We start from the raw sequence: 15,833 nt of genomic DNA, 5'->3' as shown, positions 1-15,833 counted from the left end.
CTCCACCTGTTCTGGAGCTCGACGCGTTCAACGCCCACATCGTGGGCGCGATCGAGGTCACTCACGAGTTCCGCTGAGCGTCCCCGATCTCCCGCAGCACCCCCACGAGTTCGTCGTGCACGGCGTCGTTGATCTCTTGTGCCTCGGGTGTGTCGACGTGCAACGTGTTGACGTGCAGGCCCGCGGCGGTCCGGTGGAACCAGTGGCTGATGCCGTTGCCGCAGGCCGCCCACACGTGCAGCCTGGGGTTCCACCGGGGGTGTTGTTCGCCGCCGGGGGTCCTGCGGAAGTCGATGTACGAGAAGAAGTTCACGGCGTACGGCCAGTGGTGCAGGCAGTAGGCCTCCGGCGCGAGCAGCTCCCAGGCCCGTACGAACGGGACGTCCACGTGCCGCTGCATCTCGGTGTAGGCGGCGGCCGCCCGGGCCATGGTGGCGGCGTGGCCCCCGGCACCCTCCTCGCCCACCTCGAACTCGATGGGCATCGTGTTCACGAACCAGCCCACGGAGTGCTCCCACACCTCCGCGTTCCTCTCGCTGACCGGCAGCAGACCCCGGTACACCGTGGGTCCTCCCAGCCGGCGCAGCGCCGTCGCGGCCGCCGCCAGCACACCGGTGAAGACGCTGCCCCCCGCCGCACGCGCACCCGCCGCGAGGGCGTTCGTCTCGTCGGCGTCCAGCAGCCGGCGGCTCCGGTTCGCCATCGGGTACAGGCGGTCGTCCGCCACCCCGATGTCGAAGGGGAACCGGGGGAAGAACCCGCCGTTCCGGGCGATGAAGCCCTTCCAGTACTCCAGCCGGTGGTCGTCGGGCCGCAGGGACGACCAGCGGCGGCGTTGCGCGTCCCCGAAGGTCAGGTAGCTGGCCGTGGGCGGGAGTTCGGGAAGACGGCCGGCCGTGTGCGCCGCGTATGCCGTCTGGATCTCGTTCACCACCACGGGCATCGACATGCCGTCGCACACGAGGTGGTCGAAGCAGAGATAGACCGTGGAACGCGACTCCCGGACCACCGCGCCCATCAGGAGCAGCGGCCAGGACAGCGTGTCGAGGCTCTTGAATTCCTTGTCCAGATGGGTGTGCAGTTCCTCCGAGGTGTGGAAATGGCCGACCTGCTCCGCTTCCAGCGAGATGGACTCGGGTGACATCGCCGTGCAGGTCAGATCACCGGCCAGTCGCCGGAATTCACAGCGGAGCACCTCATGGCGGCGCACGAGGAGCAGGAGGGCGGATTCCAGCGCCGCGAGGTCCAGGCGGCCCTCGATCTCGAAGGTGATCGTGATGGAACTGGCGATGCAGTCACTCGTGCTCCGCGTCGCCTGGAACGACGAATGATGCTTGTCCTGGTTGAAGGACGCGGACTTGGACACGGCGGCCGGATCGTCTCCCCCCGAACGGGGGGCGTGTTTGCTGCGCAGGGACCAGGAAATGACGGTACCGGGCGCGATCCGGGTCTCGGTCAAAGGGATCTGTAGCACTCGGAGGCTCTCTGTTCGTGTGCGTGGGGGACGGGGGGTGTGGGGGGCGCTCGGAGGTGTCGGGGGAGCGGATTTCCGGTGGCTGATCAGGAACCGCTGATCGGAAATCGGAAATCGGAAATCGGGGATCGGTAACCGGTGATTGGTGATCGGGATTCGGGATTCGGGATTCGTGATTCGGGAAGGAGTCAAGCGAGTCGGGCCAGCAGGGAACTCACCGCCGCGTCGACGCCGTTCTCGGCGCGGATCAAAGGGGCCATCTCCGTCGCCCGGTACCACAGGTGCCGGTCCTCGACCGCCCGGCCGATCGCCTCCGCGAGCTTCGCCGCCGTGAGGTGCTGGGCGGGCAGGGGAGCGGGGGCCACGCCCAGCGCCCGCATACGCGCGGACCAGTGGGACTGGTCGCCCATGTGGGGGCAGAGGACCTGGGGGCGGCCGGCGGCGAGGGCGGCTCCGACGGTGCTGGGGCCGCCGTGGTGGACGACCGCCGCCGTACGCGGGAAGAGCCAGTCGTGCGGCGCCGCCCCGATCGTCAGGACGTCCCGCGACGGGGGAGACGGCTCGGTGCCGCCGCACCCCGCCACCACGACGGCCCTGACCCCGGCCAGTCGGATCGCCTCCATGACCAGGGCGTTGTACGGGGGCGTCCAGGTGTCGGCCATCCTCCCGAAGTCGACGCAGACCGGTGCCGGTCCCTCGTCCAGGAACCGGGTCAGCTCCGCGGGCGGCGTCCAGTCGGGGCGCGCCGGCATGAACCAGAAGCCCGTGGTGTGGACGGCGTCACCCCAGACGGGGTCGACCGGCATCACATGCCGGCTGAACGACTGGAGCACCTGCCGCCGTCTGCCCTCGGGGTCGCGCAGCCAGCCCAGGGCGCCGTACCTGCGCGCCGTGAGCCCCAGCTCCGTCGTCCGCCAGCGCTCCACGTCACGGGACCGCTGGGTCGCCGTCACCACCGCGTAGGTGCTCCGGTTCAGGAAACGGGGCACCCTCGGCAACGGCAGCAGAGAGCAGGGGAATTCATCGGTGGGAATCCAGCCGGGCTGCAGGGCGACGATGACGGCGGGCACCTCCAGTATGTCGGCCACATGCTGGGCGGGGAATGCCGCCGAATGCACTACGGCCGCCACATCCCCGTGATCGTGGGCGATCGCGGCCACGTCCTGCAGAGAGGGAATCAGTAGTTTCTTCAGACGGGCCACCGTTCTGGCGGCCGCGATGTTCCCACGTACCCCCAGCGGTCCGTGGTCGATGATCCGGCGGGTTTCCGGCTCGTCGAGGATACGGGTGGGTCCGTCGTCGATCGACGCGAAATCCACCCCGTACGCGGCCGCTTCGGGCGCATAGGGCGAGGGGGCGGCCAATAACGGTGTGTGGCCGTGGCGACGGAGCGCCACGGCCAATGCGAGGAAGGGTTGCACGTCCTCGCGAGTACCGCATGCCGCGAGGAGAACCTTGCGCGGGCGGGTGCCGACTCCGGGGCTCGCCGGCCCCGATTCTTTGGGCAAGACCACGCGCAGAACCTAGCAGAAGGAAAATCGAATGAGTTTTGCGTGGAGAAGAGTTCGAAATTCCTTCGGGGGAATACTCAGGTACGGAACGGCCCCGTCACCTCGTACGTGATGCCGCCCGACGAACTGCCGCTGGTGCCGCGCTGGCTGGAGAAGTACAGGCGGCGGCCGTCGGGGGAGAAGGCCGGACCGGTGATCTCCGAGGAGGACTGGCCGTCGATGCGCAGGAACGGGGCGATGACGTCGTCCGGGGTGATCACGCAGATCTCCATGGTGCCGCCGTCCTCCGCGACGAAGAGATCACCGGAGACGGCGCCGGTGACGTTGTCGACGCCGGTGAGGGGGGCCGTGCCACCGGTCACCAGGGAGTCGTCGTAGGCGAGTTCGATGGTCTGCGCGGCGGCGTCGTACTGCCAGACGCGGTTGTCGCCCTTCGTCGTGAACCAGCAGGTGTCGTCGGCGTAGTAGCAGCCCTCGCCGCCGTTGAAGCGCTTGGCGCCCGGGACCTGGTCGCGGGTGGCGGTCGCCCCGGACGGGTCGGGCACCCTCGCCCAGGTCACCGGGCCGCTGGTGGCGGTGCCGGCCACCAGGACCTCCAGTGTGCCCGCCGACAGATCGCCCCAGGTCGCCGGCCGGAAGCGGTAGAAGCATCCGTCGGTGACGTCCTCCGTCATGTAGACGACCCCGCGGGTGGGGTCCGCGGCGGCCGCCTCGTGCTTGAAGCGGCCCATGGCGTCCCGGCGGACCGCCGCCTTCGCACCCCACGGGTCGGTCTCGTAGACGTACCCGCGGTCGACCTCCTCGCACGACAGCCAGGTGTTCCACGGCGTCCTGCCGCCCGCGCAGTTCGTCCGGGTGCCGGAGAGGATGCGGTACGCGGACGTGATCGTGCCCGTGGAGGAGAACCGCACCGCGCTCGCACCGCCGGACGGGCTGATCTCCGAGTTGGAGACATAGATCCAGCCGCTGCCGTCCGCGTAACAGGCTCCGCCGTCGGGCGCGTTGTGCCAGGTGTACGACGTGCCGGGCACCGTCCGGCCGGAGCGGGCGATCACCCGGCTGGTGAAACCGCTCGGGAGCCTGATGCCGTGGGCGTCCGGCGCGCCGAGGGCGCCGTACGGGCCCGCGCCGGGCTGGGCGGGCGCGGCGTACGCGGCGCCGCGCCACAGGGTTCCGCCGAACGCGGTCGAGGTGCCGCCGAGGACGGCCGCGCGTAGCAGGGTACGACGTTCCACTGTCGCTCCAAGGATGCGTTGACCGGCCCGCCTGCCGGTCGGCGGCGGGGTCGCGCGGTGATGGAACCTAGGGGACCGTGATGGACGCGGCATGGACAATCGATGACCGCGCGGGGGCGCTCCCGGGCGACGGCTGCCCGTGGGCGCACGGTCGCCCGCAGCGCGCCCCCCGAGCCGTGACGCGGTCGGGTCACGCGGGCAGCGGCGGCGCCTCGCGCCTGCGCGGACCGGGCCGCGTACCGAATCCGTGGCCGCCCGGCGGGGCCGGCGACTCCGCCGACGGCAGGCGGACGACGGCGTCCAGACCGCCCGTGGCCGCCTCGTGGAGCGCGACCGCGCCGCCGCTGGCGTGCGCGAGGCGCTGGACGAGGGAGAGACCGAGCCCGGTGCCGCCCTTGGGGGCGCCGGGTGCGCGCCAGAAGCGGTCGAAGGCACGGGCCCGCTGCTCGGCCGTCATCCCCGGCCCCTCGTCGGTGACATGGAGGTCGACCCAGGCGGGGCGGGCGTCGCGCAGGCCCCGCCGGGCGGGGGCGAGGAGCCGCAGCTCCATGGTGACCGTGCTGCCGGACGGCGAGGCGCGCAGCGCGTTGGAGATCAGGTTGTCGAGGATCTGCTCGACGGCTCCGGGCAGCGCCGTCACCGGGCCCACGCTGCCCGCGAAGAGGACCAGCGAGACCCCCTCGCGCGCGAACAACGGGCTCCAGGTGCGGTGGCGTTCCGCGCAGATCGCGCCCACGTCGACCTGGACCGGGATGGCCGCCTCCTCCTCCAGCCGGGCCATCGCGAGCAGTCCCTCGACCATCCGGGCCAGCCGGTCGGTCTCGGTGACGGCGGCGTCGAGGCTCGGCCGGGCGCGCCGGGCGATGTCCGGCTCCAGGTTTTCCAGGCGCAGCCGCAGCGCCGCGAGCGGTGTCTTCAGCTGGTGCGAGGCCTCGCCGGCGAAGGCGCGCTGGGAGGCCAGCAGGTGTTCCAGCCGGGCGGCCGTCGTGTTGAAGGCCGCCGCCAGGCTGAGCACCTCGGGCGGGCCCGAGGTGACCTTCACGGAGGCGGCCGCCCCGCCCTCCGCGAGACGGTGGGTGGCCTCCTCCAACTGGCGGATGGGCCGCCCCGCCCAGCGTGCGAACGCGAACGCCACCACGGCGACACCGGCGAGCACCGCGAGCCCGGCGAGTACCAGCAGCAGCCACACCGCGGACACCCGGGCGTGCACCATGGTCGTGGGCAGGGTGATGCGGACGGCGCCCTGGGTCGCCTCGGCGGAGGCCGCACCGACGACCGCGCCCGGGTCCGTGCCGGTGCGCGGGACCGGGCCCGCGTCGGTGGCCCGGCCTCCGCCCCCGGGCGCGGCGGCGTTCGTCGCGGGGCCGGAGTTCGTCGCGGGGCCGGTGTTCGGGATCGTCGAGGTTGCTGTCGTGGTGTGGCCCACGGGGGCCGCCACGGACAGGTAGTGCACCCCGCCGGCCGTCGTCGTGCGTACGTCGGTGGTGGCCCGGCCCTTGAGCGCGGCGGAGATCTCGGGCAGGGAGGCCAGGTCCCGTTCCTCGTCCTCGGACAGGCCGTGCGAGGTCGCCAGCAGGTTCCCCCGGGCATCGACGATGACCACCTGGCCGCCGATGCGCTCGGCGCAGTGCTCGGCCCGTTCGGCGAGTTCGTCCGGACGCCGGGCGGCGAGGGACAGCGCGGCGAACGCGGCGACCGACTCGGCCTCGTCGTTCGCGGAGTTGACGATCCGCTCGCGTTCGGCCCGCGAGTAGACGAAGCCCAGCGGGATCTCCAGGCCCAGCAGGACGAGGGCGGCGAGGCTGAGGTAACTCAGCAGCAGGCGGCGGGTCATGGCGCCGCCGTCTCTGCTGTGTGCTGCCTGCCCGGACCCGGCGCCGGTCCACGGCCCTGCCCCGGCCCGGGAGCGCGGACGGCGAGCCGGAAGCCCACACCCCGCAGGGTCTGGATCCACGCCGGGTCGCCCAGCTTGCGGCGCAGGGTGGCGACATGCACGTCCAGGGTCTTGGTGGGGCCCTGGTAGTGGTCGTCCCAGACGCGGTTGAGGATCTGCTGCCGGGAGTAGACCGCCCCCGGGTCCTCGGTGAGCAGCGCCAGCAGCTCGAACTCCTTCGGCGTCAGCGCGACCGGCACGTCCCCCACCCACACCTGCCGCGTCCGCCGGTCCACGACCAGCGGCCCGGGCGGCGGCACGGAACGTTCGCCCACGGCAGCCGGGCCGGAGGCGTCACGGGGCTCGGCCGGGGCCTGTTCGTACGCCGGGGGCTCGTAGACGGGGGGTTCGTGGACGGCAGGCTCGGGGACGGGGGTGCCGTGCGGGGGAGTACCGAAGGGCGGGCCAGCGAAGGGGCCGCCTCCCGGGGCCGGTGTGCCGAAGGCGGGCGTGCCGTAGCCGGGGGTGCCGTGGGGCGGGGTGCCGAAGCCGGGTGTGCCGTAGCCGGGTGTGCCGTGGGGCGGGGTGCCGAAGCCGGGTGTGCCGTAGCCGGGTGTGCCGTGGGGCGGGGTGCCGAACGCCTGGGGACGTTTCGCCGGGGCAGCCCGCGCCGACATCCCATGTGCCGACGCCTCCCGCGCCGACATCCCATGTGCCGACGCCTCCCGCGCCGACATCCCATGTGCCGACGGAACCGGTGACGGTGTCCCGTGCGCGGGTGTCTCGTACGCCGTCCCCCAGTCGTACTCGGGCGAGGTGCCGAGCCCGTGCCGGGCGTCGGCTCCCGCGCCGGGACGGCTCCCCGCCCCCGCCCCCTCCCCCGGCTCGGCCCCGGTTCCCGGTACGGTCGCGCTCCCGGACAGTACCTCTCCCCGTACGGTGAACTCCCCTGCTGCGAAACCGGGTTGGCCGAGCGGGTCGGCCGGTGCCCCCCGGCCCGGTCCCGGCCCCGGCCGCCGATGCCGCCGGGACACCGCCCGTATCCGGGCCACCAGCTCACGGATGCTGAATGGTTTCGCCAGGTAGTCGTCGGCGCCCAGCTCCAGGCCCAGGACTCGGTCGGCCTCCTCGCCCCGGGCGCTGAGGATGATGATGGGGACGTCCGAGGACCGGCGGATGCCACGGCAGACGTCGATGCCGTCCATGTCGGGCAGGCCGAGGTCCAGCAGGACTACATCGCCGTGCGGACCTCTCAGTCCGTCCGCGCCGGTGGCCACGTGGTGGACCGCCAGGCCGAAGTGGCGCAGCCCGTCGGCGAGCGGTTCGGCGATCGTCTCGTCGTCCTCGATGAGCAGCACTCGTACGCCCATGGCGTCCTGTCACTCCAAAGGGTCCGTACAACACGGTTCCCGTGCTGTGGGGGCGACCACGCTACAAGAGACCGAACAGTGATGTGCAGGGAATCCGGAGCATTGTGAAATGACCCTCAGAAACAGCTTGTATTCAGCCGGTCGACCTGCGGCGAAGGGCTGCCTGGCTGAAATCTGTGGAAACCCTGGCGGCGTTTTAGTGTTCGCTTAACCTTCCTCTGGTCATCGCCCCCCTACGGTCGTAGCACCTGGTCGGAAGCATCGAGGAGGGCAAGATGAAGGCGTTGCTGGATCGCGCCCGGTCGTTCAGGCGCCGGGTCGGCTTCGAGAGCGACGAATACCGGAAACTCGCCGTCGGGCAATTCCCCGAGGCGCTGTTCATTACCTGCTCGGACTCGCGGGTGATTCCCGCGCTGATCACCGGAGCACGCCCCGGTGAGATATTCGAGCTACGGAATGCGGGCAACATCGTGCCGCCGCACGACGCGTACGGAGCGGCCTCCGGCGAGGCCGCCACCATCGAGTACGCACTGGAGGCGCTCGGCGTTCAGGACATCGTCGTCTGCGGTCACTCCCACTGCGGGGCGATGGGCGCGCTGAAGTACCGCGCCGACCTGTCCGGCCTGCCCAGGGTGGACGCCTGGCTCGACTACGCCCGCCCCGCGCTCGAACCCGTCCTGCGCGACGGAGCCGTGGCGGGCGGCGAGTGCGGCGGACCCGCGACGCGGATCGCCGCCGCGTCCGACGACCCCACTCTGCGCGAGGTCGTTCAGCTCAACATCCGCAACCAGCTCGCCGTGCTCCGTGAGTATCCCGTCGCCCGGCAGCAACTGGACGCCGGCCGGCTCCGGTTGCACGGCTGGTACTACGAGATCGACACCGGCACGATCCACGAACTCGACGAGGACGGCGGCTTCAAGGTGCACGGCTCATGAGCGGCGCACACGGCCGCCACGCGGCGGGCGCCCGGAGGGCAGCCCCGGCCGGCCCGGGCGGTGGTCCGGGGGAAGCGGAGTGGGGGCCCGAGGCGCCCGCGCCGGAGGCTTCCGGCAGGGGGTCCGGTTCCCGCCGGCGGGCGGGTGGCTCCGGGTGGGCCGGGGTCCTGGGGCGGGCGGGTGGTTCCGGCCGGGCCCGGGGTGCCGGGCGGATCGACGTCGGCACGGAGGTCACCGCCTCCCTCGTCGTGTTCCTCGTCGCGCTGCCGCTCTGCATCGGCGTGGCCGTCGCCTCCGGGGTGCCCGCCGAGCTGGGCATCATCTCCGGGGTGATCGGCGGTCTGGTGGTCGGGGCGGCGCGCGGCAGCACCCTCCAGGTCAGCGGGCCGGCGGCGGGGCTCGCCGCGCTGGTCGCCGAGACGGTGATGGAGTTCGGCGTCGCCATGCTGGGCGTGATCGTGCTCTTCTCCGGCATCCTCCAGATCGTGCTGGGCCTGGTGAAGCTGGGCCGGATGTTCCAGGCGATCTCCCTAGCCGTCGTGCAGGGCATGCTCGCCGGCATCGGACTGCCGCTGATGTTCAGCCAGCTGTACCCGATGACCGACGCCAGGGCGCCGGGCACCCCCTTCGAGAACATGGCCGGGGTCCCCGGGCTGATCGCCGGCACCGTGACCGACCCGCAGGCGCTCATCGCCGCCGGGCTCGGGATCGTCACCGTCGTGCTGAGCTTCGTGTGGAAGGGGCTGCCGGGGCCGGCAGCCGTCAAGAAGATCCCGGCCGCGCTCGTGGCCGTCGGGATCGGTATCGCCGTCGCCTCCCTGCCGGGCGTCGAGGTGAAGACGCTTCAGGTGGGCAACCTGCTGGCCTCCGTGGACGTGCCCGGGCCCGGGCAGCTCGCCGGGCTCGCCGACGCGGGGATCATCACGGCGATCCTCACGTTCACGGTGATCGCCTCGGCGGAGAGCCTGTTCACGGCCGCCGCCGTGGACCGGATGCACAACGGGCCGCGCACCCGCTACAACACCGAGCTCCTCGCACAGGGCGCGGGCAACACCGTCGCCGGCCTCCTCGGCGCGCTGCCCATCACGGCGGTCGTCGCGCGCAGCTCCGCGAACGTGCAGGCCGGGGCGAAGACCCGGATCTCCCGTACGCTCCACGGGCTCTGGCTGCTCGCGTTCGCGCTGCTGCTGCCGCAGGTACTGGCCCTGATCCCGATCTCCGTGCTCGCGGGCGTGCTGGTGCACAGCGGGTGGAAGCTGTTCGCGCCGGAGGAGTTCCCGAAGATGTGGCGGCAGGACCGCGGGGAGTTCGCCGTCATGACACTCACGACGCTCGTCATCACGGCGACGGCGCTGCTCGAAGGGGTGCTGTTCGGGCTCGCGGCGGGCGTCGTGCTGGCCGCGCTGCGGATGTCGCAGACCGTGGTGCGCCAGCACTTGGAGGACGACACGGCGAAGGTCGTCATGGCGGGCAACGCGACGTTCCTGCGGTTGCCGCGGCTGATCGACGCGCTGGAGAACGCGGCGGCCTCCGGGAAGCCGCGGATCCGCCTCGACCTGCTGGGGGTCACCCACCTCGACCATGCGTGCCGCAGCCAGGTCGAGGAGTTCGTGACGCAGCAGCGGGGGGCCGGGGTGCGCGTCGAGCTGCTGATGCCGGAACTCACGGAGACGGGGACGAAGGCGGTTCCCGAGGGACGGGGGGCGGGGCGGCCCGTGCCGCCGCTGCCGGAGACCTCGCCGATGCCGGTGGTGCCGGCCGGGCCCGGGGCGGGCTGGGGGCAGGCGCAGGACTGGGATCTCGCGGCGGTGGGTGCGGGGGCCGTGCGTGGTTCGGAGGGCACGGGTGCGGCGGGTGCGCCGCCCTGGCCGACCGGGGCGGACTCCGGGGCCGGCTCGGGGGCGGACTCCGGGAACGGGCCCGGGCCCGACGCCGAGTGGTTCTATCTCGACACGAGGCCGATGCCGGGGCGCGAGGAGGAGTCCCGGTCGCCTTGGTAGAGCACCGTCCGACGCGGGGCGCGGGGAACCGCGCGAACCGCGCCCGCGCACCCGCAGACAACGGCTCCGCCCCCTCATACGCTGGGGGCGTCGGGAACGCTTTCGAAGGGGTGGCGGCATGGCGGGTTGGAACGTGGACGACATCCCGGACCAGCGCGGCCGCACCGCCGTCGTGACCGGTGCCAACAGCGGCATCGGCTACGTCACCGCACGTGAACTCGCCCGCCGGGGCGCCCATGTGGTGCTCGCCTGCCGGAGCGAGGAGCGGGGCGCCGCGGCCCTGGAGCGGATGAGAGCCGAGACGCCCGGCGGCCACGTCGAGCTGCTCCGGCTGGACCTCGGGGACCTCTCGTCGGTACGGCGGTTCGCCGTCGCGTACGAGAGGACGTACGAGCGGCTCGATCTGCTGATCAACAACGCGGGTGTGATGGCCGTGGCGGAGGGCCGCACCGCCGACGGCTTCGAGACGCAGTTCGGGACCAACCACCTCGGGCACTTCGCGCTCACGGGCCTGCTGGCGCCCCTGCTGCTCGGCACCGCCGGCGCGCGGGTCGTGACCCTCTCCAGCGGGATGCACCTGCGCGCGAACATCGACCTCGACGACCTCGACACCACGCGCAGATACGGGCGTTGGCTGGCCTACGGCCGTTCCAAGACGGCCAATCTGCTGTTCACCCACGAGCTGGCCCGGCGGCTTGCGGCGGCCGGCTCCGACGTCGTCGCCGCGGCCGCCCACCCCGGGTACGCGGCGACGAACCTGCAGACCGCCGGGGCCAGGGCGGAGGGCCGCAAGGCGACCGAGCGGTTGATGCGGGTCGGCAACCGCTTCTTCGCCCAGTCCGCGGAGGCGGGCGCCCTGCCCACGCTGTACGCGGCCACCGCGCCCGGCGTCGCGCCCGACTCCTTCATCGGACCCGGGTTCCTGATGTGGCGCGGCGCGCCCGCCAGGTCGCCGCGCGCCCCCTGGACCCTCGACGACCGGGCGGGCCGACTCCTCTGGGAACGCTCGGAGCGGCTGACCGGGGTGACGTACGACCAGCTGAAGTCCTGAGCCCGGGCCACGACGATCCGCACCACCTCTCGACGGACACCGCCCACCTCCCGCCGCCCGCCGCCTCGGCCGCGAACGCCGCGGCGCCGGAACGGGCGTGCCCGTTCCGGCGCCGATGACGGGAGTTACGAGGCCCGTACCTCGTACGTCCTGATCCGCACGGTCTCGTCGTCCAGGCACTGCCCGTTCTCCAGGTCGAAGCGCTGCTTCAGGAGGGGGGAGGCGACGAACGGCCGGCCCTGGTGCGAGCCGGTCAGGCCGCGGGAGAGGACCGCCGCGCCGCCGAACGGGTCGCGGTTGTCGATGGCGTACAGGGTGCCCGCGCGGTCGCGGAAGACGGCCACCTGCTCGCCGTCGGGCAGCAGGGCCGCCACACCGCGGCCCGGCAGCAGGGCGCTCAGGTCGCAGACCGTGAGCCAGCCGTCGGCGAGGCGCAGTCGGACCTTCAGGTCGGTCGTCTCGGGTGCCAGGGTCATCGCTGGGCGGTTCCTTCCAGGACGTCTTCGGCGGGGCGCAGGCCGATGGACAGAAGCGGCAGGTCGGGCTTGATCTGGTCGCGCTCGGGCACGAAGCCCACGACCGGGTCGGGGGTGTCCGGCGCGTTCACGAAGGACACGAACCGGGCGAGCTTCTCGGGGTCGTTGATGGTGTCGGCCCACTCGTCGCGGTAGTGGGAGACGTGCGCCGCCATCAGCGACTCCAGCTCCTCGCAGATACCGAGGGAGTCCTCCACCACCACGTCGCGTACGTGGTCCAGCCCGCCGGGGATGCGCTCCAGCCAGGTCGACGTGCGCTCCAGGCGGTCCGCCGTGCGGATGTAGAACATCAGGAAGCGGTCGATCAGCCGGATCAGCCCGGCGTCGGAGAGGTCCTGCGCCAGCAGGTCGGCGTGGCGCGGGGTGGCGCCGCCGTTGCCGCCGACGTACAGGTTCCAGCCGTTGGTGGTGGCGATGACGCCGAAGTCCTTCGACTGGGCCTCGGCGCACTCGCGGGCGCACCCGGAGACCGCCGACTTGAGCTTGTGCGGGGAGCGCAGGCCCCGGTAGCGCAGTTCCAGGTCGATGGCCATGCGGACGGAGTCCTGGACGCCGTAGCGGCACCAGGTCTGCCCGACACAGGACTTCACCGTGCGCAGGGACTTGCCGTACGCGTGGCCCGACTCGAAACCGGCGTCCACCAACCGGGTCCAGATCAGTGGCAGTTGCTCGACACGCGCGCCGAACATGTCGATCCGCTGACCACCGGTGATCTTGGTGTAGAGGCCGAAGTCGCGGGCGATCTCCCCGATGACGATCAGGCCCTCGGGGGTGATCTCACCGCCGGGGATGCGCGGGACGACCGAGTACGAGCCGTTCTTCTGGAGGTTGGCCAGGAAGTGGTCGTTGGTGTCCTGCAACGCGGCCTGCTCGCCGTCCAGGACGTAGACGTCGGCGCCGATCGTCGGGGCGAGGGAGGCGATGATCGAGCCGACGGTCGGCTTGCAGATCTCGCAGCCGTCGCCGCCCCGGGCCTCCTCACGGCCGTAACGGTCCAGCAGGTCCTGGTACTTGTTGATGCGCAGTGCCAGGACGATCTCGTACAGCTCCTCGCGGGTCTGCGAGAAGCAGCCGCACAGGCCCTTGTCGACGACGACGCCGCCGGCCTCCAGCTCGGCGTTGACCAGCTGGCCCAGGACCTTGACGCAGGAGCCGCAGGTCGTACCGGCCTTGGTGCACTTCTTGACCTCGGGCACGGTGGTGCACCTGTGCTCGGTGACCGCCGCGCGGATCGTGCCCTTGCGGACGTTGTTGCAGGAGCAGATGATCGCGTCGTCCGGCAGGGCGGTCGGGCCGAGCTGGGCGGAATCCCCGGCACCGGCGGGCAGCACCAGCGACTCGGGGGAGACCGGCGGGACCGATCCGGTGAACGCCTTCAGCGTGCCGTACGCCTCCGCGTCGCCGACCAGGATGCCGCCGAGGAGCGTGCCGTCCCGGCCGATGACCAGCTTCTTGTACAGGCCCGAGCGGGAGTCGGAGTAGACGACGTCCAGGCAGTCCTCGGTGGCGCCGTGCGCGTCACCGAAGGACGCCACGTCCACGCCGAGGAGCTTCAGCTTGGTGGACAGGTCGGCGCCGGTGAACGACAACTGCTCGGCCTCGTCGGCGGCGATGGCCGCGGCGGCCGTCTCGGCCTGCTCGTAACCGGGGGCCACCAGGCCGTACACCCGGCCGTCGGCGGCCAGCGCGCACTCGCCGATCGCGAAGACGTGCGGGTCGCCGACCGTACGGCACTGCTCGTCGACGGTGATGCCGCCGCGCTCGCCGACCGTCAGCCCGCAGTCGCGGGCGAGCTGGTCGCGGGGGCGGACACCGGCGGAGAACACCACCATGTCGGTGGCGAGTTCGGAGCCGTCGGACAGCTTCATACCGGTGACCGCGCCGTCCTCGCCGACGACGATCTCCTGCGTGCCCACACCGGTGTGCACGGACAGGCCCATCTCCTCGATGGTCCGCAGCAGCGCCGCGCCACCGCCCTCGTCGACCTGCACCGGCATCAGCCGCGGCGCGAACTCCACGATGTGGGACTCGATCCCGAGGCCCTTGAGCGCGCCGGCGGCCTCCAGACCGAGCAGACCGCCGCCGACCACGGCACCCACCCGGGCCCTGCTCTTCGCGTACTCCTCGATGGCGAGCAGGTCCTCGATGGTGCGGTAGACGAAGCAGCCCTCGGCGTCCTTGTTCGGGACGGGCGGCACGAACGGGTACGAGCCGGTGGCGAGGACGAGGACGTCGTAGTCGAAGACCTGCCCGGACCGCGCGGTGACCCTGCGGGCCTCGCGGTCCACGGTCTCCGCGGGGTCGCCGACGTACAGCTCGATGCCGTGGCTCTCGATGAACGCCATGTCCGTCATCGACAGGTCCTCGGGCGTCTTCCCCGAGAAGTACGAGGTCAGTGCCACACGGTCATAGGCGGGGCGCGGCTCCTCGCACAGCACGACCACGCGGTGCGTGGCGGTCAGGCCGCGCTCGGCGAGCGCTTCGAGGAAGCGCTGGCCGACCATGCCGTGGCCGACGAGCACGATCGTGGGGTTCGCCCCAGTGGCGGTCATCAGGAGCCTCCATCGTTGGTGAGCAGGTGGAGCAGAGGGCCGTTGTCGGGGAGCGGCTCTGCTCCCTCCCAGGCGCGGGCGAGCGCGCCGACGGTGCCGAGTTCGCCGACGAGGACCCCGCCGACCAGGCGGTCGTCGCGGACGACGACCTTGCGGTAGGTGCCGCGGGTGGCGTCGGCGAGCTGGATGACGTCGTCACCGGGCCGGGGGTCGGGCTCGCCGAACGCGGCGAGATCGAGGAAGTCCTGCCCGGCGAGCGTCAGCCGGGTCAGGGCGCGGGTGCCGGTGTAGCGGGAGCCCGTGTCCCCCGCCAGCAACTCGGCCAGTACGTCGGCCTGTTCGAGCGCGGGGGTGGCGAGCCCGTAGACCGTGCCCTCGAACTGGGCGCAGTCGCCGATCGCGTGGATGTGCGGGTCGGAGGTGCGCAGCTCCTCGTCGACGATGACGCCCTTGTGTACCGCGAGGCCCGCGTCCTGCGCGAGACCCACCCGGGGGTGGACTCCGCAGGCGATGACCACGAGGTCCGCGTCGAGCGCGTACCCGTCGGCCAGCGACACGGACCGCACGCTCCCGCCGACGCTGCGCACCGCGCGCACCCGGGTCTCGGTGTGCACCTCGACGCCGAGTTCGACCAGATGCCGCCGGACCAGCCTGGACGCCGACGGGTCGAGCTGGCGCTCCATCAGCCGCTCGCCCTGCTGGGCGAGGACCACCTGGGCGCCGCGCTGGGCGAGCGCCCGCGAGGCGGAGACACCGAGCAGCCCGCCGCCGATGACGACGGCCCGTACGCCCGGCCGCACCGCCTTCGACAGCCCCAGGCAGTCGTCCATGGTCCGGAAGGCGTGCACCCCCTCGGGGAACTCGTGCCGCTCGGGGTCCCACAGGCCGCGCAGCGGCGGCAGCACGGGGTTCGAACCGGTCGCGAGGACGAGGGTGTCGTAGGCGATGTCCGTACCGTCCGCGAGATGTACGGCTCTCATCTCGCGGTCGACACGGACGACCCGGCCGCGGGTCAGCCGAGGTGGCGCGGGCAGCGCGATGACCTCGGGGGCGTACCGCCCGGCCAGGACATCGGCGAGGAGCACCCGGTTGTACGGTGTGTGCTCCTCCTCGCCCACCAGGGTGGCGGGCACACCGAGCTCTCCGAGCCGCCGGGCGAGACGTACGCCCGCGAGGCCGGAGCCGATCACCACCACACGCTCGTTCGAGGTCATGTCCTTGAGCGTGCGGTGCCGGTGTTACCCGGCCGCATCACCTCTGTTTCCCGTGAGGAACGCTGCCCTCCCCCCGGCCCGC

The 15,833-nt window shown here is 72.2% G+C and carries 11 protein-coding genes and 1 pseudogene; 3 read left to right on the top strand and 9 right to left on the bottom strand.

Going from position 1 to position 15,833, the window contains the following annotated elements:
* Positions 1 to 61: 61 nt before the first annotated feature.
* The 6 genes and pseudogenes from AC067N_RS18905 to AC067N_RS18880 all read right to left on the bottom strand — a co-directional run.
* Positions 62 to 1,366, bottom strand: a complete 1,305-nt coding sequence (locus AC067N_RS18905; RefSeq protein ID WP_478680015.1) for a condensation domain-containing protein — start codon at positions 1,364 to 1,366, stop codon at positions 62 to 64.
* Positions 1,367 to 1,662: 296 nt separating this feature from the next.
* Positions 1,663 to 2,988 (bottom strand): glycosyltransferase, encoded by a 1,326-nt coding sequence (locus tag AC067N_RS18900; RefSeq protein ID WP_478680014.1) that lies wholly within the window; start codon positions 2,986 to 2,988, stop codon positions 1,663 to 1,665.
* Positions 2,989 to 3,062: 74 nt separating this feature from the next.
* Positions 3,063 to 4,220, bottom strand: a complete 1,158-nt coding sequence (locus AC067N_RS18895) for an alkaline phosphatase PhoX (protein WP_478680013.1) — start codon at positions 4,218 to 4,220, stop codon at positions 3,063 to 3,065.
* 190 nt (positions 4,221 to 4,410) lie between these two features.
* Positions 4,411 to 6,054, bottom strand: coding sequence for a sensor histidine kinase (locus tag AC067N_RS18890; RefSeq protein ID WP_478680012.1), 1,644 nt, complete (start codon positions 6,052 to 6,054; stop codon positions 4,411 to 4,413).
* A complete protein-coding gene (locus AC067N_RS18885) occupies positions 6,051 to 6,770 on the bottom strand; it encodes a winged helix-turn-helix domain-containing protein (RefSeq protein WP_478680123.1) in 720 nt (239 codons plus the stop codon). The genes AC067N_RS18890 and AC067N_RS18885 overlap by 4 nt, the downstream gene beginning before the upstream one ends.
* Before the next feature lie 335 nt (positions 6,771 to 7,105).
* Positions 7,106 to 7,463, bottom strand: a pseudogene (locus AC067N_RS18880) (response regulator transcription factor); the annotation flags it as partial.
* 275 nt (positions 7,464 to 7,738) lie between these two features.
* Between AC067N_RS18880 and AC067N_RS18875 the strand changes: the two are divergent.
* From AC067N_RS18875 to AC067N_RS18865, 3 genes are all read left to right on the top strand, one after another.
* Positions 7,739 to 8,398, top strand: a complete 660-nt coding sequence (locus tag AC067N_RS18875) for a carbonic anhydrase (protein ID WP_478680011.1) — start codon at positions 7,739 to 7,741, stop codon at positions 8,396 to 8,398.
* Positions 8,395 to 10,398: a SulP family inorganic anion transporter gene (locus tag AC067N_RS18870; protein ID WP_478680010.1), complete on the top strand. Its 2,004-nt coding sequence runs from the start codon at positions 8,395 to 8,397 to the stop codon at positions 10,396 to 10,398. Before AC067N_RS18875 ends, AC067N_RS18870 begins: the two co-directional genes overlap by 4 nt.
* 118 nt (positions 10,399 to 10,516) lie before the next feature.
* Positions 10,517 to 11,449 carry an oxidoreductase gene (locus AC067N_RS18865; RefSeq protein WP_478680009.1) on the top strand — a complete coding sequence of 311 codons (933 nt, stop codon included), beginning with the start codon at positions 10,517 to 10,519 and terminating at the stop codon, positions 11,447 to 11,449.
* A gap of 125 nt (positions 11,450 to 11,574) precedes the next feature.
* Here AC067N_RS18865 and nirD read toward each other — a convergent pair whose 3' ends face one another.
* Genes nirD through AC067N_RS18850 form a run of 3 tightly spaced genes read right to left on the bottom strand, consistent with a single transcriptional unit; the run spans position 11,575 to position 15,751 of the window.
* A complete protein-coding gene (nirD, locus tag AC067N_RS18860; protein ID WP_478680008.1) occupies positions 11,575 to 11,925 on the bottom strand; it encodes a nitrite reductase small subunit NirD in 351 nt (116 codons plus the stop codon).
* Positions 11,922 to 14,537, bottom strand: a complete 2,616-nt coding sequence (nirB, locus tag AC067N_RS18855; protein ID WP_478680007.1) for a nitrite reductase large subunit NirB — start codon at positions 14,535 to 14,537, stop codon at positions 11,922 to 11,924. Before nirB ends, nirD begins: the two co-directional genes overlap by 4 nt.
* On the bottom strand, positions 14,537 to 15,751 hold the full coding sequence (locus AC067N_RS18850; protein WP_478680006.1) for an NAD(P)/FAD-dependent oxidoreductase: 1,215 nt from the start codon (positions 15,749 to 15,751) through the stop codon (positions 14,537 to 14,539). Before AC067N_RS18850 ends, nirB begins: the two co-directional genes overlap by 1 nt.
* Positions 15,752 to 15,833: the final 82 nt, after the last annotated feature.

Source organism: Streptomyces sp. NPDC042364 (assembly GCF_056437585.1).
Note: the sequence above shows the minus strand (reverse complement) of the source record. Positions and strands in the feature narration are given on the sequence as shown.

Coding starts and splice junctions, on each gene's coding strand:
- AC067N_RS18890 (WP_478680012.1), bottom strand. CDS start 6,054: ATGACCCGCCGCCTGCTGCTGAGTTACCTCAGCCTCGCCGCCCTCGTC.
- AC067N_RS18885 (WP_478680123.1), bottom strand. CDS start 6,770: ATGTCGGCGCGGGCTGCCCCGGCGAAACGTCCCCAGGCGTTCGGCACC.
- AC067N_RS18875 (WP_478680011.1), top strand. CDS start 7,739: ATGAAGGCGTTGCTGGATCGCGCCCGGTCGTTCAGGCGCCGGGTCGGC.
- AC067N_RS18870 (WP_478680010.1), top strand. CDS start 8,395: ATGAGCGGCGCACACGGCCGCCACGCGGCGGGCGCCCGGAGGGCAGCC.
- AC067N_RS18865 (WP_478680009.1), top strand. CDS start 10,517: ATGGCGGGTTGGAACGTGGACGACATCCCGGACCAGCGCGGCCGCACC.
- nirD (WP_478680008.1), bottom strand. CDS start 11,925: ATGACCCTGGCACCCGAGACGACCGACCTGAAGGTCCGACTGCGCCTC.
- nirB (WP_478680007.1), bottom strand. CDS start 14,537: ATGACCGCCACTGGGGCGAACCCCACGATCGTGCTCGTCGGCCACGGC.
- AC067N_RS18850 (WP_478680006.1), bottom strand. CDS start 15,751: ATGACCTCGAACGAGCGTGTGGTGGTGATCGGCTCCGGCCTCGCGGGC.